General features: G+C 63.1%; 15 protein-coding genes and 4 tRNA genes. 7 read left to right on the top strand and 12 right to left on the bottom strand.

Features of this window, described 5'->3' with window-relative positions; genetic code table 11:
• Positions 1-87: 87 nt before the first annotated feature.
• The 3 genes from J9889_RS10635 to J9889_RS10625 all read right to left on the bottom strand — a co-directional run bounded on the left by J9889_RS10635 (position 88) and on the right by J9889_RS10625 (position 1,245).
• Positions 88-405 (bottom strand): hypothetical protein, encoded by a 318-nt coding sequence (locus tag J9889_RS10635; protein WP_041211026.1) that lies wholly within the window; start codon positions 403-405, stop codon positions 88-90.
• 148 nt (positions 406-553) lie between these two features.
• Positions 554-784, bottom strand: coding sequence for a hypothetical protein (locus J9889_RS10630; RefSeq protein WP_029313696.1), 231 nt, complete (start codon positions 782-784; stop codon positions 554-556).
• A gap of 35 nt (positions 785-819) precedes the next feature.
• On the bottom strand, positions 820-1,245 hold the full coding sequence (locus tag J9889_RS10625; RefSeq protein WP_029313694.1) for a MarR family transcriptional regulator: 426 nt from the start codon (positions 1,243-1,245) through the stop codon (positions 820-822).
• A gap of 176 nt (positions 1,246-1,421) precedes the next feature.
• Between J9889_RS10625 and J9889_RS10620 the strand changes: the two genes are divergently transcribed.
• The 4 genes from J9889_RS10620 (at position 1,422) to J9889_RS10605 (ending at position 5,368) form a co-directional block, all read left to right on the top strand.
• Positions 1,422-2,426, top strand: a complete 1,005-nt coding sequence (locus J9889_RS10620; RefSeq protein ID WP_180911347.1) for an NADP-dependent oxidoreductase — start codon at positions 1,422-1,424, stop codon at positions 2,424-2,426.
• A 178-nt stretch (positions 2,427-2,604) separates the two neighbouring features.
• A complete protein-coding gene (locus J9889_RS10615) occupies positions 2,605-3,045 on the top strand; it encodes an NUDIX hydrolase (protein WP_210556649.1) in 441 nt (146 codons plus the stop codon).
• A gap of 173 nt (positions 3,046-3,218) precedes the next feature.
• On the top strand, positions 3,219-4,361 hold the full coding sequence (gene chrA, locus J9889_RS10610) for a chromate efflux transporter (RefSeq protein ID WP_143238072.1): 1,143 nt from the start codon (positions 3,219-3,221) through the stop codon (positions 4,359-4,361).
• A gap of 137 nt (positions 4,362-4,498) precedes the next feature.
• Entirely contained in the window at positions 4,499-5,368 is an 870-nt protein-coding gene (locus J9889_RS10605; protein ID WP_210556647.1) for an AraC family transcriptional regulator, read from the top strand.
• Between the two features lie 70 nt (positions 5,369-5,438).
• Here the strand turns inward: J9889_RS10605 and msrB are convergent, their stop codons facing one another.
• The 4 genes from msrB to malQ all read right to left on the bottom strand — a co-directional run bounded on the left by msrB (position 5,439) and on the right by malQ (position 12,469).
• Positions 5,439-5,825, bottom strand: a complete 387-nt coding sequence (gene msrB, locus J9889_RS10600; protein ID WP_010672886.1) for a peptide-methionine (R)-S-oxide reductase MsrB — start codon at positions 5,823-5,825, stop codon at positions 5,439-5,441.
• Between the two features lie 56 nt (positions 5,826-5,881).
• Positions 5,882-8,020 carry a glycogen debranching protein GlgX gene (gene glgX / locus J9889_RS10595; RefSeq protein ID WP_210556645.1) on the bottom strand — a complete coding sequence of 713 codons (2,139 nt, stop codon included), beginning with the start codon at positions 8,018-8,020 and terminating at the stop codon, positions 5,882-5,884.
• Positions 8,020-10,197 carry a 1,4-alpha-glucan branching protein GlgB gene (gene glgB, locus J9889_RS10590; RefSeq protein ID WP_210556643.1) on the bottom strand — a complete coding sequence of 726 codons (2,178 nt, stop codon included), beginning with the start codon at positions 10,195-10,197 and terminating at the stop codon, positions 8,020-8,022. The genes glgX and glgB overlap by 1 nt, the downstream gene beginning before the upstream one ends.
• 82 nt (positions 10,198-10,279) lie before the next feature.
• On the bottom strand, positions 10,280-12,469 hold the full coding sequence (malQ, locus tag J9889_RS10585; RefSeq protein ID WP_210556641.1) for a 4-alpha-glucanotransferase: 2,190 nt from the start codon (positions 12,467-12,469) through the stop codon (positions 10,280-10,282).
• 346 nt (positions 12,470-12,815) lie between these two features.
• Between malQ and gap the strand changes: the two genes are divergently transcribed.
• Entirely contained in the window at positions 12,816-13,811 is a 996-nt protein-coding gene (gap, locus tag J9889_RS10580; protein ID WP_010672882.1) for a type I glyceraldehyde-3-phosphate dehydrogenase, read from the top strand.
• A 105-nt stretch (positions 13,812-13,916) separates the two neighbouring features.
• Positions 13,917-14,777, top strand: coding sequence for a D-hexose-6-phosphate mutarotase (locus J9889_RS10575; protein WP_210556639.1), 861 nt, complete (start codon positions 13,917-13,919; stop codon positions 14,775-14,777).
• Between the two features lie 69 nt (positions 14,778-14,846).
• On the opposite strand, the gene nadA is transcribed toward J9889_RS10575, so the two are convergent.
• The gene (nadA, locus tag J9889_RS10570) at positions 14,847-15,920 is read right to left on the bottom strand and encodes a quinolinate synthase NadA (RefSeq protein WP_052816503.1); all 1,074 of its coding nucleotides are present in this window, start codon (positions 15,918-15,920) and stop codon (positions 14,847-14,849) included.
• Positions 15,921-16,062: 142 nt separating this feature from the next.
• Here nadA and J9889_RS10565 point away from each other — a divergent pair, with 142 nt between their 5' ends.
• Positions 16,063-18,168 (top strand): methyl-accepting chemotaxis protein, encoded by a 2,106-nt coding sequence (locus J9889_RS10565; RefSeq protein ID WP_210556637.1) that lies wholly within the window; start codon positions 16,063-16,065, stop codon positions 18,166-18,168.
• Positions 18,169-18,215: 47 nt separating this feature from the next.
• On the opposite strand, the gene J9889_RS10560 is transcribed toward J9889_RS10565, so the two are convergent.
• From J9889_RS10560 to J9889_RS10545, 4 genes are all read right to left on the bottom strand, one after another.
• Positions 18,216-18,291: transfer RNA gene (locus J9889_RS10560), tRNA-Val, on the bottom strand.
• A gap of 19 nt (positions 18,292-18,310) precedes the next feature.
• Positions 18,311-18,386 (bottom strand) — tRNA-Lys (locus J9889_RS10555).
• A gap of 21 nt (positions 18,387-18,407) precedes the next feature.
• Positions 18,408-18,483 (bottom strand) — tRNA-Val (locus tag J9889_RS10550).
• Positions 18,484-18,502: 19 nt separating this feature from the next.
• A tRNA-Lys gene (locus tag J9889_RS10545) sits at positions 18,503-18,578 on the bottom strand.
• Positions 18,579-18,642 lie beyond the last annotated feature (64 nt).

Below are 18,642 nucleotides of genomic sequence, written 5' to 3'. Positions count from 1 at the left end.
CCTCCTCTTCTTGTCTCTGCTATCAAGGGCATTCGCGGTCAACACAGCCCGCGGGCGCCATCGCGCCGCCAGGTGGCGAACGCCTCGTCATGCCTCGACCTGGCTGACGTCCTGCACCTGCAGCAACCAGCCGCTCTGCTCCTGCAGGGGTTCGCCGCGCAGCCGCAGCCGCTCACCGGTCGACACCCACTGCCCTTTGGGCAGAGAGATTTCCAGGCTCTCGCTGCCGTTGTCGAACACCCAGCGATCGGCGCCCAACGACTCCATCAAGTACCCTTCCATCTCTACTCTGGACTCGGCCTGCCAGGAGGGGGAGGCGGTATCACGGCTCTCGATGAAATCCCCCTGTACACCAAAGCTGGCCAGCCCCCACAGAATGGAGAGCCCGACGATGGATGATTGCATCTCTCTCTCCTGTTGGTTTGCTACCTTGAGGGCCAGTATGGGAAGAGAAAAATGAGTGCACCATGAACAAGGTGCCAAAGTGCTGGCAAGATCGCGAAAAAAACCGGCTCCATGGCCGGTCATGTCATTTTATGTCGTACAGGTCACACTACTTGGCCGCTTCTTCTGCCATCCGTGCAGCCCTTGGTTTATTTGTCCACATGGCCACCCCGCGGTGATCCGCACAGATCCCCTCGTCGGTGACCGCCCTCACCCGGACCCCGTCCTTGCAGATGGCCTGCCAGGCATCGGCATCGTCGATCTGCAACTCGGAACGGGGATAGGAGGTATCGGCGCAGGCGCACAGCAGGATGGCAAACAGAGGAAGCAGGGATTGCATGGGTTTCATCGGGTCACTCCTGACGGGAAAAGGGATCAGCGCCCCAGCTGCGCCGCCACGCGATCGCAAAGCTGCTTGAGCTGGGCCAACTCAGCATCGGCCAGATCCACCTGGTTGCGCAAGCTGTCCGCCAGACAGCACTCCCTGACCTCCTGCTGCAACTGGCGTCCCGCCTCGGTCAGACTGATGCACTTTTGCCGCTCATCCTCGTGGGAGACGGTGCGGGTCAGCCACCCCTTGCTCTCCAGCCGCTTGACGATGGGGGTCAGGGTGCCCGCATCCAGTCCGGTCTCCTGCCCTATCTCCTTGAGGCTGACCTCGTCCCGGGCCCAGAGCGAGAGCATCACCAGGTACTGGGTATAGGTGAGATCCAGCTTGTCCAGCAGCGGCCGATAGGCACGCATCACCGCATTGGAGGCGCTGTAGAGGGCAAAACAGACCTGCTTTTTCAATTCGCTCATGGAGGACCTCGCTGACGACAAGGGGGGCAGTATACCCCATCAACTTCGGGGCTGAATAGTTTGCACACAAAACAGTTGCCAGCCCCCGCGTTCAGGACTACCCTGATTTTAGTTTGCACACAAACAAAAATACCAGGCCGCCGCCCGACGCGCGGCCCCACTGCCGGAGAATGCCCATGAATGCCATCAGCCATCAAATCCAACTGCTGCGTCGCCCCACCGGTCTCCCCACCCTGGAGGACTTCGCCCTCCGGGACGTGCCCCTGCCCGCCCTGCAGGAGGGAGAGGTGCAGGTCGCCAACCAGTGGCTGTCGGTGGACCCCTACATGCGCGGCCGCATGAGCGAGGCAAAAAGCTACGTTCCCCCCTTCCCCCTCAACGGTCCCCTCGACGGCGGCGCCATCGGCACGGTACAGGCATCGCGCCACCCCGATTTCAAGGTGGGGGACAAGGTGAGCAGCATGCTGGGCTGGCGGGATGCCTTCGTGGCAAACGCCGCCCAGCTCACCCGTCTGCCCGACACCACCCTGCCGCCCCAGCGCTTCCTCGGCGCCCTCGGCATGCCGGGCATGACCGCCTGGGCGGGCCTGCACAAGGTGGCACACCTGAAGGCCGGTGAAACCCTGCTGGTCTCGGCGGCCTCCGGGGCGGTCGGCACCATGGCGGTCCAGCTCGCCAAGCAGGCGGGGGCCAGGGTCATCGGCTCCACCGGCTCGACCGACAAGGTCGCCTACCTCAAGACCCTGGGTGCCGATGCGGTGATCAACTACCGGGAGACCCCGGATCTCGACGCCGAGCTGGCCCGCCTCGCCCCCGAAGGCATCCACGTCTACTTCGAGAACGTGGGGGGCGCCATGCTGGATGCCGCCCTCAACCACCTGGTGGTGCACGGGCGCATCGTGCTGTGCGGCCTCATCGAGCAGTACAACAGCAACGGCCAGGCCAGCGGCCCGCGCAACCTCTCCCAGGTGATCCGCAAGCGCATCCTGATGCAGGGGCTGCTGGTCTCCGATCACTGGCAACACTACGGGGAGTTCCTGGCCGAGGCCATGCCGGCCTTCGAAGCGGGCACCCTCCAGGCCGAGGAGACCGTCAGCGAGGGGCTGGCCAGCATGCCGCAAGCCTTTATCGGACTGTTCCAGGGCCGCAATACCGGCAAGATGCTGGTCAAACTGCCCTGATCCGGGGGCATTTCCCATCTATTTAACAGATAGAATGTCGCCAGACCCATCCGTTTAAGCGATGGAAAATCGGCATCCGATCGCCCTTGAACAGGCGGCTTGCACAACGGGCCCATCCCCCCTAAGGTGGGCCCGTTTTCCCTGGCGCACCCCGCCGTTTCAGCAAGGAGCCTCCCCTATGTCTACCCCCTATCCCCGCGTCGGTGTCGGCGTCATTCTCACCAATGGCCAGGGCCAGGTACTGCTCGGCAAGCGCAAGGGCAGCCATGCCCCCTACTGGTCCATCGCCGGCGGCCATCTGGAGCTGGGGGAGACCTTCGAGTCGGCGGCCATCCGGGAGGTGGAAGAGGAGACCGGCTTCGTCATCCGGCAGCCTCGCGTCATCGCCGTCACCAACAACCTGGAGACCTGGCGCGAGAGCGGGCTGCACTACGTCTCTGTCACCCTGCTGGCCGAGGTGGAAGGGGAGCCGCAACTGCTGGAGCCGGAGAAGTGCGAGGGCTGGATCTGGTGCGACCCGCACACTCTGCCCGAGCCTCACTTCGACGCCAGCCGCCAGTCCATCGCCTGCTGGCTGGCGGGACAATGCTACCTGCCCCAGGCACAACCTGCCCCCTGACCCTCACCGGCAGGCTGCCGCGCGTCACCCCGGTACCTCTCGTCAGCTGGCGGAGGCGACCCGCCACCCTGCCAGCCTCTGTTGATGGCAGGCTGCGCGGGAGGGCGTACCGTCACCAAACTGTCACTTTTTTGTCATATTATCCGAGCCAGGATGATGACGAGGAGGGGAAGATGGGACAGGTATTCATGCAGTTCTTGTGGCTGGGATGCATCAGTTTTGGCGGGCCGGCCGCCCATATCGGCTATTTTCAGCGCACCTTTGTCCAGCGGCTGGGCTGGCTGAACCAAGGGGAGTTCGCCCAGTTGCTGGCCCTGTGCCAACTGCTGCCGGGTCCGGCCTCCAGCCAGCTCGGCTTTGCCATCGGTCGCCACCGCGCCGGCATCGGCGGCGCCCTGGCTGCCTTCGTCGGCTTTACCCTCCCCTCCTTCCTGCTGTTGCTGGCGGCCGCCGTCGGTCTGGGTCAGCTTGCGGGCAACCTCTGGCTGGACGCCGCCCTGCACGGCCTCAAGCTGCTGGCGCTCGTCGTGGTGGCGGATGCCGTGCTCACCATGAGCCGCCAGTTCTGCAAGACGGCGCTGCAACAGGGGGTCATGGTGGCCACCGCCGCCGCCCTCTGGTGCGCCCCCGGTCTTCTGACCCAGGTCGCCATGCTGCTCGGCGCGGCCCTGCTCTGTGCCTTGCGCGAGCCGCACCCGGGGAGTCAGGGCCTCGCATCCACTCCTGCTCGCCAGCCTCACTGGCCGACCCTGCTGCTGTTCGCCCTGCTGTTCGTCGGCCTGCCCCTGGTGGCGAGCGGCCCCGTCAGCCAGTTGCTGGCCGACTTTTACCGGGCAGGCAGCCTGGTGTTTGGCGGTGGTCACGTGGTGCTGCCCCTGTTGCAGGAGAGCCTGGGTCACCACCTGAGCGAGCAGCAGTTCCTGACCGGCTACGGCCTGGCCCAGCTGGTACCCGGCCCCATGTTCACCCTGGCCACCTACCTGGGCGCCGTGCTGCTGCCCGCCACTCCCCTCATCGGGGCGCTGCTGGCGACCCTGGCGCTCTTCCTGCCGGGTTTCTTGCTGCTCTGGGCGCTGGGCCCCTGCTGGCAGCACTGGCTGGCCCGCCCCCGTCTGGCGGGGGCCGTGGCCGGCATCAACGCCGCCGTGGTGGGGCTGCTGCTGGCGGCCCTTTATCAGCCGGTGTGGCAGAGCGCCGTGCTCTCCCCCACCGATCTGGCGCTGGCCGCCGTCGGCTTCTACCTGCTGCGGGTGCCACGGCTCCCCGTGCTGCCCCTCGCCGCCCTGCTGACGGGGGCAGCCCTGCTGCTGGCCTGACGAACCCGCGACAAGTCAGGCAACGCCCGCCGGGCTGGCGGTCATGGCTCTTATCCCCGAGGGGAGGCAAAGAGAGCAAGATACGTCAGGACAGCTCGGGCCCGTTGGCCGATAGTGGGCAGCACAGAGGAGAGACCATGGATCACAACCAGACAGAGGCCTACCGCCGACGCTTTCAAACGGTGACAGAGCACATCGAGCGCCATCTCGACGACGACCTGTCGCTGGAGCGGCTCAGCGCCGTGGCGCACTTTTCGCCCTTTCACTTTCATCGGCAATTTGCCGCTTACTGCGGCGTGCCGCTGGGGCGTTACATCCAGCTGCTGCGGCTGAAGCGGGCCTCTTACCGGTTGGCATTCGCTCCTCTGGACAAGGTGACTGATATCGCCCTCGATGCCGGCTTCCAGCATGGCGAATCTTTCAGTCGCGCCTTCAAGCAGACGTTCGGCCTGACGCCCAGCCAGTTCAGACAGCACCCGGACTGGGCCAGCTGGCATCGCTGCCTGCCACGGCCCCCCACAAAGAGGATTGACCCCATGCGAGTCGACATCATCCAGTTCCCGCAGACCGCCGTCGCCGCCCTGACCCATAAGGGCCTGCCCGAGCGCATCAACGACACCGCGGCACGCTTCATCCAGTGGCGCAAGGCCACGGGCGGCTCCCCGGTCGCCACCAGCCGGACCTATGGCCTGGCGCCGGACGACCCCGCCACGACGGAGGGTGCGGCGTTTCGCTTTACCCTCTGTGGCAGCGTCGAGGCCCCCGTCGCCGAGGACAATGAGTGGGGCGTGAAGAATGCCCTCATCCCGGCCGGGCGCTGCGCCGTGGTACGCCACCACGGCTCCCACGACCTCCTGGCCGACTGCGCCCGGGCGCTCTACCGCGACTGGCTGCCCGCCAGCGGCGAAGAGCTGCGGGATTTTCCGCTCTTCTTCCACTACCACAACTTTGTACACGAGGTGCCCACCCATGAGCTGGTCACCGACATCTGCCTGCCGCTGGCATAGCCCGGCACCTGACAGGGGGAGATAAAAAAGCGGCGCCTCCGAAGGGAGGCGCCGCTGGTCGTGTCGGGGATCAGGCGTCGGGCTCGAAATCCAGGCTCAGGCTGTTGACGCAGTAGCGCTGGCCGGTCTCGGTCGGCCCGTCGGGGAAGACGTGGCCGAGGTGGGAGCCGCACTGGCTGCAGGTGATCTCCACCCGCTTCATGCCGTGGCTGTTGTCCTCGGTGTAGGTCACCGTCCCCTCGATGGCCCGGTCGAACGAGGGCCAGCCGCAGCCCGCGTCGAACTTGGCTCCTGAGTGGAACAGCACCTGCTTGCAGCAGACGCAGTGGTAATCGCCGCTCTTGCGGTTGTGCAGCAGGGCACCGCTGTAGGGACGCTCGGTCCCTTTCTCCCAGCAGACGTGGAACTGCTCTGCACTCAGCTTGTCGCGCCACTGTTCAGGGTTGTTACTGCTCATTCCGGCTCCTCACCACTGATAACGGTGCCCAGCATACCCAGTCAGGGCGCCTGGCTCTACCCCGCCAGCGGGAACTGTGATCCCGTTGGCAACACGGCGACAACATCCGCTGCCACCACCCCTTCACTCGCCAGCACCGCCGCCGGCAGGGCGACCCGCTCCAGCAGCTTGAGGGAGTGGGCACGCCCCACCGCCACCTGCCGCTTGATGTCGTCCGGCAGGAAGGGCAGGCCGTCGTTGGTGGCGGTGTCGATGGTCTGGATCCACTCCATGCCCTCCCCCGGCGGCGGCAGGCGGAACTGGATGTCATAGTCGCTGGCGTTGAACAGCACGTACCAGCGCTCCCCGGTGCAGCCGATCATGCCGATGTCCATGGCAAACGCCTGCCCCATGGGGGCGTGCCAGTCCTGATCGGTGAGCTGATGGCCGTCCGGGTGATACCAGTTCACCTGGTGACAGCTGGTCGCCTTGCCGTTCCAGCCGTCGTCGCTCAGTTTCAGGTTGGAGAAGACCCCGGACTCCGCCCGCAGCGCCATCATCTGGCGGGTGAAGGCAAGCAGCCGCTCGTCCTCCGGGCGCAGTTGCCAGTTCACCCAGCTTATCTGGTTGTCCTGACAGTAGGCGTTGTTGTTGCCGAGCTGGCTGCGGCCCATCTCGTCCCCGGCCAGGAAGTGGGGCGTCCCCTGTGACAGCAGCAGGGTGGCGATGAGGTTGCGCTTCTGCTGCTGGCGCAGGTTGTTCACCCTGGGGTCGAGCGTCGGCCCCTCCACCCCGTGGTTGCTGGAGAGGTTGTTGCCGTGGCCGTCCCGGTTGTCCTCGCCGTTGGCCTGGTTGTGGCGCTGGTTGTAGGAGACCAGATCTTCGAGGGTGAAGCCGTCGTGATAGCAGAGGTAGTTGACGCTGGTGTGGGGGGAGCGCCAGTTCTTCGGGAAGAGATCCCGCGAGCCCACCAGACGGGTGGCAAAATCCCCCATCTTGCCCGCATCCCCGCGCCAGAAGGCGCGCACCGTGTCGCGGTAACGATCGTTGATCTCCAGCCACTGGCTCGGAAACTGGCCGAGACGATAGCCGAAGGGGCCGATGTCCCAGGGTTCGGCGATGAGCCTGACCCGCGCCAGCACGGGATCCGCCATCATGGCCTTGAAGAAGGCGCTCATGGGATCGAACTCCCCCGCTTCCCGCGCCAGGGTGACCGCCAGATCGAAGCGAAAACCGTCCACCTGCATCTCGGTGACCCAGTAGCGCAGGGCATCGAGCACCAGTCGCAGGGTATTGGGGTGATCCAGATTGACGCTGTTGCCGCAGCCGGTGACGTTGGCGTGGCGATGGTAATCCGGACCGTGGGCCCCCGACTCGAAGGCGTAGTAGCCCGCGTTGTCAAACCCCTTGAGGGAGAGCATGGGGCCGTCGAAGCCCGACTCGGCAGTGTGGTTGTAGACCACATCCAGGATCACCTCGAGCCCCGCCCGGTGCAGCTCGCGCACCATGGTCTTGAACTCGGTCACCGCATCCTTCGCCCCGTAGCGCGGTTCGGGCGCGAAGAAGGCGATGGGGTTGTAGCCCCAGTAGTTGGTGAGCCCCAGCTGCTCGAGCCGGGGCTCGGACATGAAGGCCGCCACCGGCATCAGCTGGACCGAGGTCACCCCCAGCCCCTGCAGGTGCTCGATCATCAGCGGGTGGCTGATGCCCAGATAGGTGCCCTGCAGCTCCTTGGGGATCCCGGGGTGCTGGCGGGTGAAGCCCTTGACGTGGGTCTCGTAGAGCACGACCCGCTCGGGCGGGATGCCGGGCTTGCCGACCCCCTGCCAGTCGAAGGCATCGTCCACCACCACGGACTTGGCCACCATGGCCGCGCTGTCCCCCTGATAGAGGGCGTCGTCCCAGTAGGTAGGACGGCTCAGTGCCCTGGCATAGGGGTCGATCAGCAGCTTATCCGGGTCGAACAACAGGCCGTCCTGGGGGCTGCCATGGACCCGATAACCGTAGCGCTGACCGGCCTTGACGCCGCGCACATGGCCGAACCAGTACTGGCCTCGCCGGCCGGGCAGTGCCAGCCGGGCCTGCTCCTGCTCCTGCTCGTCGAACAGGCAGAGCTCCACCTTGTCCGATTGCGGTGCCCAGACGCAGAAGTGGCAGCCCATCTCGTCGAGCCGGGCGCCCAGCGGGTGATCCACCCCGTTTTCCATTGTGAACATCAAGACTCCTGTTTGATGAACAAGGTCGCGAGCGGCGGCAGATCCAGCACTATGCTGTGCGCCATGCCCTGCCAGGGCGTCGGCTCGGCGACGAAGACCAGACCCACATCATAGTTGCTGCCCCAGTAATGCTCGCTGTCGGTGTTGAGCAACACCCGATAGTGGCCGGCGGCCGGCACCCCGAGGCGATAGCCGACCCGAGGCACCGGGGTGAAGTTGCAGGCCACCATCAGGGGATGCGCCCCCAGCTTGTCGGCACGCAGCCAGGCGAAGATGCTGTTGTCGGCGTCGTTGTGATCCAGCCAGCGGAAGCCGGTCTGTTCATAATCGGCCTGATACAAGGCAGGTTCATGACGATAGAGGTGGTTGAGATCCCGGATCAGCCGCTGCTGGCCGCCGTGCTTGGGATACTGCAGCAGGTGCCAGGGCAGCTGGGCGTCGTGGTTCCACTCGTTGCTCTGGGCGATCTCGGTGCCCATGAAGTTCAGCTTCTTGCCGGGGTGGGCGTACATGAAGCCCATGTAGGCCCGCAGGTTGGCGGCCTGCTGCCACTCGTCGCCGGGCATCTTGTAGAGCAGGGAGTGCTTGCCGTGGACCACCTCGTCGTGGGAGAGGGACAGAATGAAGTTCTCGTCATAGTGGTACACCATGGAGAAGGTCATGTCGTTGTGGTGGTAGCGACGGTGAATGGGCTCTTTTTGCATGTAGCTGAGGGTGTCGTGCATCCAGCCCATATTCCACTTGAAGCCAAACCCCAGGCCGCCAAGGAAGGTGGGACGGGAGACCCCGGCAAAGGCGGTGGACTCCTCGGCGATGGTCATGGCGTGGGGGTACTTGCCGTACACCTCCTCGTTGGTCCACTTCAAGAGGCTGATCGCCTCGTAGTTGTGGTTGCCGCCATCGACGTTGGGCACCCACTCACCGGCGTTGCGGGAATAATCCAGATAGAGCATGGAGGCGACCGCATCCACCCGCAGGCCGTCGATGTGGAACTTGTCGAGCCAGAACAGGGCGCTGGCCACCAGGAACTGGCGCACGGTGTCGCGACCGAAGTCATAGATGTAGGAGTTCCAGTCCGGGTGCCAGCCACGGCGCGGATCTTCGTACTCGTAGAGCGGCGTGCCGTCGAAGCGGGCCAGGCCGTGGGCATCGGACGGGAAGTGGGCGGGCACCCAATCCAGAATCACGCCGATCCCCGCCTGGTGGCACTGATCCACGAAGTATTTGAAATCGTCGGCCGTGCCGTAGCGGCTGGTGGGGGAGAACATGCCCACCGGCTGGTAGCCCCAGGAGCCGCTGAAGGGGTGCTCGGAGACCGGCAGCAGCTCGATGTGGGTGTACTCCATCTCCTTGATGTAATCCACCAGTTCCACCGCCAGCTCGCGCCAGCTCAGGCTGTCGCCGTTGGGGTGACGCTTCCAGGAGCCCACGTGCAGCTCGTAGATGGAGAGGGGCTGTTCGCGCTTGTCATTGAGCTGACTCTCGCGCCAGGCGGCGTCCTGCCACTGGTACTGGCCGTGGTCATAGACCACGGAGGCGAACGAGGGGTACTGCTCGCAGTAGAAGCCCACCGGGTCGCTCTTGTGGGGCAGGCGATTGCCCGCCGGGTCTTTCAGTTCGAACTTGTAGCGATCCCCGGCCTTGAGCCCCGGCACGAACAGCACCCAGTGGCCGCACTGGCTGCGCTGCATGGGGTGACGGCGGCCATCCCAGAAGTTGAAATCGCCGATGAGGCTCACGGCCGTGGCGCTCGGCGCGTAGACGGCAAAGCGTACCCCTTCCACCTGCTGGCCGAGGTGCGTCACGGTGCGCAACTGGGCGCCGAGGGTGTGGTAGAGGTTTTCCGGTTGCCAGGTGAGTTCCGCCAGCCCCTCCCAGGCGGCGGCCTGGAACTGATAGGGGTCGATGATGTCGGCACTGGCGTCGGCGTAGGTCGCGATGAGCTGGTAGGGGAAGGGATTCTTGCGGCGGGTGAAAACAGTTTCAAAGAGGCCCGCTTCGTCAGCGGCGGTCAGGGTGGCAACTATCTTGCCTGACTTGAGATCCCTGACCCGGACCTCGAGTGCATCGGGCAACCAGGCGGTGAGTTTCAGGCCTGGCCCATCCGGATTGGCCAGCAGGCCTAGATGGGAGAAGGGATCGGCACAGCGGGCGGCAACCAAACGTTCAACGGGCATCGACATTTCCTTTGATGGCTGAACATCCGCTTCGGCCGAAGCCGAAGCGGATGAAAGTGAGTCACATGTTGGCGTTCAAGGCTCAACGGCTGGCATCGTCACGGGCCCGGCTCATCTTGCCCGCCAGATTCTTGAGCGCCTCGTCGGCGAAGATATCCTCCAGATCCCGGGAGAGCTTGCGACGCCAGTTGGGGTACTCGTAGCTGGTACCCGGCACGTTGACCGGCTTGTCCATCTCCAGCCAGTCTTCGAGCTGGGTGCTGAACAGGGCACAGCTGCCGCGGGACATGTGCAGTTGCAGACCGTGGTTGAGCTCGGTATTCATGCCGACCCAGTTCACGTCTTGACTGATATTGCCAGAGATGACCCCATGAGCATGCAGGCTGTCAAGGATCCGCTGCTTGGCCTGGTGGCGATCAGCATACAGGGTCTTGAGTACGTCTTCATCCGGGTACAGGCCCAGTTCGCGTCCCAGCGCCAGATCGTCGCAATGCCAGAAGCCTTTGAGGGTCGGCATGTCGTGGGTGGTCAGGGCGGACATCGCCTGCTCGGCGTAGTGCGCCGGGGAGATGAAGCCACCATCGTCCTTGGAACGCTCGAAGAAGAACACCTTGTAGGAGTGGACGCCGTTCTCTTTCAGGGTCACGTCGATCCCCTCCGGCACGGTACCGAGATCCTCGCCGATCAGCAGACACTGGTTGCGATGGGACTCGAGGGCCAGGATCCCCAGCAGATCGTTCACCGGGTAATAGATGTAGGCCCCCTTGGCGGCCGACTCTCCGGGCGGCACCCACCACAGGCGCAGCAAGGCCATCACGTGGTCGATGCGCAGGGCGCCGCAGGAGCGCATGTTGGCGCGGAACAGATCCACCATGGGCTGGTAGGCGGCCTCGAACAGCTGGTTCGGGTTCATGGGGGGCAGGCCCCAGTTCTGGCCGAGGGGGCCGAGGATGTCGGGCGGTGCACCGACCGAGGCTTTCGGGCAGTAGAGATCCCGGTTTGCCCAGATCTCGGTGGAGCCTTCGGAGACGCCGACCGCCAGATCCCGGTAGATCCCCATCACCATGCCGGCGGCCTTGGCGCGGGCATCGGCCCGGGCCAGCTGCTCGTCAGCCAGGAACTGCAGATAGAGGTAGAAGGCCACATCCTGCTGGTGCTCGGCCATCCAGGCCGCCACTTCGGGGTTGTGGTAATCGCGCAGCGCCTCGGGCCAGACCGGCCAGCCCCAGGCATTCTCGCCCTTGGCATAGAAGTGGGCCTGAAGGGCGTCAAACGCTGCCTGCTGTTGCAGGCTGTCACCGCCTGCAGCCACGAAGGCATCGAACGCAGCCTGACGCTCGGCGCTGAAGCTGGCCTGGTCGAACACCTGGCGCAGCATCCCGATCTTGGTCTGGATGACGCCGGTGTAATCCACATTGTCCTTGACCCGCAGGGAGGTGAGGTGCTGCTGGAAGGCCGGGCTCGCCACTTCCGCTTTCAGGCGATCGTTGCCCAGGAATTCGGGCACCGCTTCCACGTCGATATAGGCGACGTTGAGCCAGCGACGGGAAGAGGGGCTGTAGGGGCTGGCACTCTCCGGGTTGGCCGGATAGAGGGCGTGGATGGGGTTGAGACCGACGAAGTGGGCTCCCCAGGCGGCGGCATTCTCAACCAGCTGGCCGAGATCACTGAAATCGCCGATGCCCCAGTTGTGGCGGCTGCGCAGGCAGTAGAGCTGGACGCTCGGGCCCCACACCTTGCGACCATTGGCGATAGGCGCCTGCTTGTAGCAGGACTTGGGGGCGACGATGAGACGCATGGTGGCCAGCGGCTCGTCATTGCCCTCTTCTAGCAGGATGAGCTGGTGATAACCCAGCGCAGGCTGCACATCCAGGGTGACGCGATAGGCCTGGCACTCCATCTCCTCGAACTCGGCCACCCCGACCAGCTCACCCTCGATGGGGGTGAGTTGACCGGACAGCACTGCACCCTGCTCCTGCTGGAGCTGCCAGGTGAGGGCATCGTTGACGAATTCGATGGGGAGGCGAACCTCAAGAGTAACGGCGTCGCCGCTGCGTACCACCATCACGGGATCCAGCGCGCGCAGCCAGTGCTGGCGGTGCTCCTGCTCAAGCTGTTCGGACAGGGCGGCCTCGTCGTCGACGCGGTAGCCCATGGCGCCCAGCATGGCGGCCTTGCTCTCTTCCGATACCAGGGCCGGCTGGCCCCAGGCATCAACATACTCACTGGCAATGCCTTTGGCGGCAGCCAGCTGTTCAATCAGGGTGGTCATAGTTTGAGAATTCCCGCTGTGGATTCTGTCTACGCTATTTTGTGATTAATTTTTATGGTTGGTACTTGAACAGTGGCTCTTTGGCCATGCTAAACCGCGCACATTTTTACATATCTCCCCGGCTGGATGTGTGACCGGGCAAGCACTATTGTTGTTCTCTGCCACCGACTTTGCTGATGATGCATTCAACAAAAGTTGGTAGCCAGTTACATAAACCGAAAATAAATTTCACAGTTTTTCATGATATAGCGCAATTTCGCGCAGATTGTTGGTTGACTCGCGAGGGAGTTCTAGTAAATTTACAAACGGAATTTTCTTTGACTACTGAACAGTTAGGTAACCAATTATGACTATCAAAGTAGGTATTAACGGTTTTGGCCGTATCGGTCGTTTCGTTTTCCGTCTGGCCGCTGAGCGTGCTGACATCGAAGTGGTTGGTATCAACGACCTGATCGACGTTGACTACATGGCTTACATGCTGAAGTACGACTCCACTCACGGTCGCTTCAAGGGCACTGTTGAAGTCAAAGACGGCAACCTGATCGTCAACGGCAAAACCGTACGTGTTACCGCTGAACGTGACCCGGCCAACCTGAAATGGGGCGAAATCGGTGTTGACGTTGTTGCCGAAGCAACCGGTCTGTTCCTGACCGACGAAACCGCTCGCAAGCACATCGCTGCCGGTGCCAAGAAAGTCGTACTGACCGGTCCGTCCAAAGACGCTACCCCGATGTTCGTCATGGGCGTCAACCAGGATTCCTACGCTGGCCAGGACATCGTTTCCAACGCTTCCTGCACCACCAACTGCCTGGCCCCCATCGCCAAGGTTCTGAACGATACCTTCGGTATCGAATCCGGCCTGATGACCACCGTTCACGCTACCACTGCTACCCAGAAGACCGTTGATGGTCCGTCTGCCAAAGACTGGCGCGGTGGCCGCGGTGCGGCTCAGAACATTATCCCGTCCTCTACCGGTGCTGCCAAGGCTGTTGGCGTGGTCATCCCGGAACTGAACGGCAAGCTGACCGGCATGGCCTTCCGTGTGCCGACTCCGGACGTGTCCGTTGTTGACCTGACCGTCAACCTGAAGAAAGAAGCGTCCTACGCTGAAATCTGCCAGGCCATGAAGGCTGCCTCCGAAGGCGCCATGAAGGGCGTGCTGGGCTACACCGAAGACGAAGTGGTTTCCACCGACTTCCTGGGTGAGCGTCAGACTTCCGTGTTCGATGCCAAGGCTGGTATCCAGCTGAATAAGACCTTCGTAAAAGTCGTCTCCTGGTACGACAACGAAATGGGCTACTCCAGCAAGGTTCTGGACCTGATCGCTCACATCTCCAAGTAATTTGGGATGCGCAATCGCGTAGCTTGAAAAAAGGCGGCCAATGGCCGCCTTTTTGTATTCTGAATCACGGACCCTTTCTGAATGTCCCCGAGCACTGGAGCCTTTATGACACCGACACGTACGCTGACTGCCCACTGCACCCTGAGCCAGGATGGCCTGCCCCTGCTGACCATAGACAATGAGCACGCCAGGGCCGAGATAAGCCTGTTTGGCGCCCACGTGCTGCGTTACCAACGCCATGGTGAGCCGGCCTCTCTCTGGCTCAGCGACAAGGCGATACTGGATGGCAGCAAGCCCATTCGCGGCGGCATTCCCCTCTGCTGGCCCTGGTTCGGCCCCTCCCCCGCTCGCGTTGGCAGCGGCAAGCCGGCTCATGGCTTCGCACGCAACTGCCTGTGGACGCTGGATGGGGTCTCCGATCACGGGGATGGCACACTCGTCCACCTCTCCCTGCGTGACAACGATGCCAGCAGGACGCTCTGGCCCAATGCCTTCGAGCTGGAGCTGGACGTACTGGTCGGCAAGGAGCTTTCCCTGGTGCTGACCACCCGCAACACCGGCAAGTCAGCGCTCACCTACAATGCCGCCCTGCACACCTACCTGCAGATCAGTGCGCCGGAAGCGGTGACCGTGACCGGCCTCGGCGAACCCTATCTGGACAAGCTGACCGGCCGAAACGAACTGCAACAGGGCGCGCTGACCGTCACCGCAGCCATGGATCGCATCTACCGCCAGCCCGATGCCATGGTCAGCGTGCAGGATGGTGAGCGCACCACCCGGGTGGTCAACGGCAACCACGACAGCGTGGTGGTCTGGACTCCCTGGCAGGAAGGGGCCAGCGCCATGGCCGACATGAGTGACGAGGGTTATCGCACCATGCTCTGTGTCGAGGCGGCCATCACCGCCGAGGACGGGATCACCGTCCCGCCCGACGAGGAGCACAGCTTCTCCACCGTCATCATCTGACGATACAGATGACGGATAAATAAAGAGGGCTCCCGCGGGAGCCCTCTTTGCATCTTGCCACAGAGTCAGTCAGGCGTTGCCCTGGGTCTTGAGCTTGAGCTCCGCGGCGAAATCCAGCATGCGGTCGAGCGGGACAAGCGCTTTGAGACGCAGTGCCTCATCCACATGGATCTCGTGACGCTCGGCACCGTCGGTCAGGGCTTCCTTGATGGCCACCAGGCCGTTCATCGCCATCCAGGGGCAGTGGGCGCAGCTGCGACAAGTGGCACCATCACCGCCGGTGGGCGCCTCCACCATCTCTTTCTCCGGGCAGGCCTGCTGCATCTTGTAGAAGATGCCGCGATCGGTCGCCACGATCAGTTTCTGCTGGGGCAACTCTTTGGCGGCCTTGATGAGCTGGCTGGTGGAACCCACCGCATCCGCCAGTTCGATGACGGAGGCCGGGGACTCCGGGTGCACCAGCACGGCGGCATCCGGGTTCTGGGCCTTGAGCTCGCGCAGCGCCTTGGCCTTGAACTCGTCGTGCACGATGCAGTGACCCTGCCAGCGCAGCATCTCGGCCCCTGTCTTCTTCTCGATGTAGGCGCCGAGGTGTCTGTCCGGGCCCCAGATGATCTTGTGACCCTGACTGTCCAGATGTTCGACGATCTCCAGCGCAATGCTGGAGGTGACCACCCAGTCGGCCCGTGCTTTCACCGCTGCCGAGGTATTGGCATAGACCACCACGATGTGATCGGGGTGGGCATCGCAGAAGGCGGAGAACTGGTCAATTGGACAACCCAGATCAAGAGAGCACTCGGCCTCCAGCGTCGGCATCAGCACCCGCTTGTGGGGGCTCAGGATCTTGGAGGTCTCTCCCATGAAGCGCACACCGGCCACGATCAGGGTCTGGGCCGCATGGTCGCGACCGAAGCGGGCCATCTCCAGGGAGTCACCCACGAAGCCACCGGTGGCTTCTGCCAGGGCCTGGATCTCGGGATCCGTGTAGTAATGGGCAACCAGCACGGCCTGGCGCGCCTCGAGCAGCACCTTGATCTCGGCGATCAGGGTCGCCTTCTGCTCGGGAGTCAGGGGCTGTGGTTTGGCCGGGAAGGGGTAGTCCATCTCGACTACCGGCGGAATACTACTCAGTGCATTGCTCATTGCGACTGTTCCATCAACGCTCGGGAAGGCCAAAATTATAACCAGAAGCCGTGCACAAACCCATCAACAAATCCAGTACAGTACAACTGTCAGGACCCGCTCCGACCATATCGTTGTCATTCTTGCCAAAAGGAGTTGTCGAATGAAACAACGTTCGCTCAAGACCAAGTTGTTGTTGCTCACGCTGGGACTTTTTCTCGCCAGTGGCGTCGCCATGACATGGATACAGTCCTCCTCGCTGAACGGCCTGCGCGATGACATCATGGCGCAGACCCGTGGCGCCCTGGAGCAGGAGGTTTCCCGTTCCCTGCAATTCCAGGCAGAGCGGTATGCCGTGCAGATCGAAGACCAGTTGCAGCAGGCCTATCAGATACCGCTCGGCATGGCGGCGCAGCTTGAAGGAAGCATGGCCCAGCCGGACCAGCGGCTGAGTCGCCCGCAAGTAGAGCTCCTGCTTGGCAGCCGCCTGCGCCAGGCAAACGGGATCAGTTCCATCTACGCCCAGTTCGAACCCAACGGTTACGACGGACAGGACGCCGACTGGCAGACGGGCGCCAGCCATTCGGTTGCCGGCAAGGGCAGTCTCGAGGTCTATTTCACCCGGGAACAGAACGGAAACATCGCGCAGCAGACCATAGATGCCGCCACCAGTGACGCCAAGTTCGACACCTCGCGCAATGAATTCGGCATTCGCAACAGCGAGTGGTATCTCTGCGGTCGCGAGACTCGTCGCCCCTGCCTGATGGAACCCTACCTCTACGAGATAAGCCCTGGCCAGAAGATGCTGATGACCAGCCTGACGGTGCCCGTCCTCAAGGATGGCAAGTTTGCCGGGATCACCGGGGTCGACATGAACCTGCCCATCTTCCAGCAACTGGCCGAGCACCTTGGCAAGAGCCTCTATGACAACCAGGCCGAGGTCACCCTGGTCAGCAAGGCGGGCTTCATCGTCGGCAGCAACCGCCATTCGGACAAACTGGGGCGTCCCCTGACAGAGGCCGGACTGGTTGCCCCGAATGGACGCCCCGCCGATACCGACAGCGATTTCATCTTGCAGCAGCCCATACGGATCGAGGCTGCCGACAACCAGTGGTGGCTGATGATCAAGGTGCCCAAGGCCCTCGCCCTCAGCCAGGCCAACACCATCAGCCAGCAGCTCGGCAGCCTGTTGCAGGCGACCCAGCAGCAGCAGCTGGTTGCCATCGTTGTCATCACCCTGGTGGCCCTGGGGCTGCTTGTCTGGTTCATTCAGACCATCACGGCGCCCCTCTCCCTCATCAGCCGCCACGTCTCCCACCTCGCCAGCAATGAGGGCGACCTGACCCAGCAGATGCGTATCGACACCCACCAGGAGCTCATCGAGCTGGGCAGGCATCTCAATGCCTTCCTCGGCAAGCTGAGGGCCATGGTGCAGGGCAGCAAGCAGATAGGACAACAGGTGCATCAGCAGGCCAGGGGCATGAAACAGACGGCCGATGCCATGCGCAGCAGCCTGGATGATCAGAGCCTGGAGCTGGAGAGCGTGGTCAGCGCCATGCACGAGATGAGCACCACGGCAGTCAGTGTGGCGGGCTATGCGGAACAGGCGGCGCAGGAGTCGGAAGCGGTGACCCACCATGTCAGCACGGCCCAGCAGACCTTGAGCAGGGCCCGCAGCGAGATCCATACCCTGGTCGAGGACATGCATCAGGCCGACAAGGCGGTCGCCCAGGTCGCCCAGCGCAGCACCAATATCAGCCACATTCTCGATGTGATCCGGGCCATTGCCGAACAGACCAACCTGCTGGCACTCAACGCAGCCATCGAGGCGGCGCGGGCCGGCGACATGGGCAGGGGGTTTGCCGTCGTGGCGGACGAGGTGAGGGCGCTGGCCAACAAGACCCGCTCATCCACCGACGAGATAGGGCAGCTCATCGGCAGCCTGCAAACCGAGGTCACCAGCAGCCAGCAGTTGATGAGCACGGGGATCGCCCGCTCGGTGAGCACGGTTGAAGGCACGGAGCAGGCCTTCGAGGCACTCAATCAGGTGGTCACCCAGATCCAGCAGATCCATGATCACATCAGCCAGGTGGCGACCGCCGCCGAGCAGCAGAGTGCCGTGAGCGACACCATCAACCAGAATCTGATGCGCATCGGCGACGCCGCCACCACCCTGGGACAAGAGGCCAATGCCAGCCAGCGCCTGAGCGAGGCACTGGAACAGGCGGCCACCACCCTGGCAAGCGAGCTGGATCGACTGCGAACCTGATGAGAGACGGAAACGAAAAAGCCCGCATCGCTGCGGGCTTTTCAATATGGTGGTCGTTACTGGGCTCGAACCAGTGACCCCCTCCTTGTAAGGGAGGTGCTCTCCCAGCTGAGCTAAACGACCTGGGATATGACTGAAATGATGGTGGGTCGTGCTGGATTCGAACCAGCGACCAATTGATTAAAAGTCAACTGCTCTACCGACTGAGCTAACGACCCATCGAAATCATTTTTAAAGCATGGTGGTCGTTACTGGGCTCGAACCAGTGACCCCCTCCTTGTAAGGGAGGTGCTCTCCCAGCTGAGCTAAACGACCTGGGACAAGACTTAAATGATGGTGGGTCGTGCTGGATTCGAACCAGCGACCAATTGATTAAAAGTCAACTGCTCTACCGACTGAGCTAACGACCCATCGAAATCATTTTTAAAGCATGGTGGTCGTTACTGGGCTCGAACCAGTGACCCCCTCCTTGTA

The sequence above is a fragment of the Aeromonas sp. PrichA-15 genome (genome assembly GCF_017939245.1).
GTDB classification, from domain to species: Bacteria; Pseudomonadota; Gammaproteobacteria; order Enterobacterales; family Aeromonadaceae; genus Aeromonas; species Aeromonas caviae.
This window is presented reverse-complemented; position numbering and strand designations above follow the sequence as displayed.

What these genes read in the sequence shown, in the direction of transcription:
- J9889_RS10635 (WP_041211026.1), bottom strand. Translation starts at nt 405, where the DNA reads ATGCAATCATCCATCGTCGGGCTCTCCATTCTGTGGGGGCTGGCCAGC.
- J9889_RS10630 (WP_029313696.1), bottom strand. Translation starts at nt 784, where the DNA reads ATGCAATCCCTGCTTCCTCTGTTTGCCATCCTGCTGTGCGCCTGCGCC.
- J9889_RS10625 (WP_029313694.1), bottom strand. Translation starts at nt 1,245, where the DNA reads ATGAGCGAATTGAAAAAGCAGGTCTGTTTTGCCCTCTACAGCGCCTCC.
- J9889_RS10620 (WP_180911347.1), top strand. Translation starts at nt 1,422, where the DNA reads ATGAATGCCATCAGCCATCAAATCCAACTGCTGCGTCGCCCCACCGGT.
- J9889_RS10615 (WP_210556649.1), top strand. Translation starts at nt 2,605, where the DNA reads ATGTCTACCCCCTATCCCCGCGTCGGTGTCGGCGTCATTCTCACCAAT.
- chrA (WP_143238072.1), top strand. Translation starts at nt 3,219, where the DNA reads ATGGGACAGGTATTCATGCAGTTCTTGTGGCTGGGATGCATCAGTTTT.
- J9889_RS10605 (WP_210556647.1), top strand. Translation starts at nt 4,499, where the DNA reads ATGGATCACAACCAGACAGAGGCCTACCGCCGACGCTTTCAAACGGTG.
- msrB (WP_010672886.1), bottom strand. Translation starts at nt 5,825, where the DNA reads ATGAGCAGTAACAACCCTGAACAGTGGCGCGACAAGCTGAGTGCAGAG.
- glgX (WP_210556645.1), bottom strand. Translation starts at nt 8,020, where the DNA reads ATGTTCACAATGGAAAACGGGGTGGATCACCCGCTGGGCGCCCGGCTC.
- glgB (WP_210556643.1), bottom strand. Translation starts at nt 10,197, where the DNA reads ATGCCCGTTGAACGTTTGGTTGCCGCCCGCTGTGCCGATCCCTTCTCC.
- malQ (WP_210556641.1), bottom strand. Translation starts at nt 12,469, where the DNA reads ATGACCACCCTGATTGAACAGCTGGCTGCCGCCAAAGGCATTGCCAGT.
- gap (WP_010672882.1), top strand. Translation starts at nt 12,816, where the DNA reads ATGACTATCAAAGTAGGTATTAACGGTTTTGGCCGTATCGGTCGTTTC.
- J9889_RS10575 (WP_210556639.1), top strand. Translation starts at nt 13,917, where the DNA reads ATGACACCGACACGTACGCTGACTGCCCACTGCACCCTGAGCCAGGAT.
- nadA (WP_052816503.1), bottom strand. Translation starts at nt 15,920, where the DNA reads ATGAGCAATGCACTGAGTAGTATTCCGCCGGTAGTCGAGATGGACTAC.
- J9889_RS10565 (WP_210556637.1), top strand. Translation starts at nt 16,063, where the DNA reads ATGAAACAACGTTCGCTCAAGACCAAGTTGTTGTTGCTCACGCTGGGA.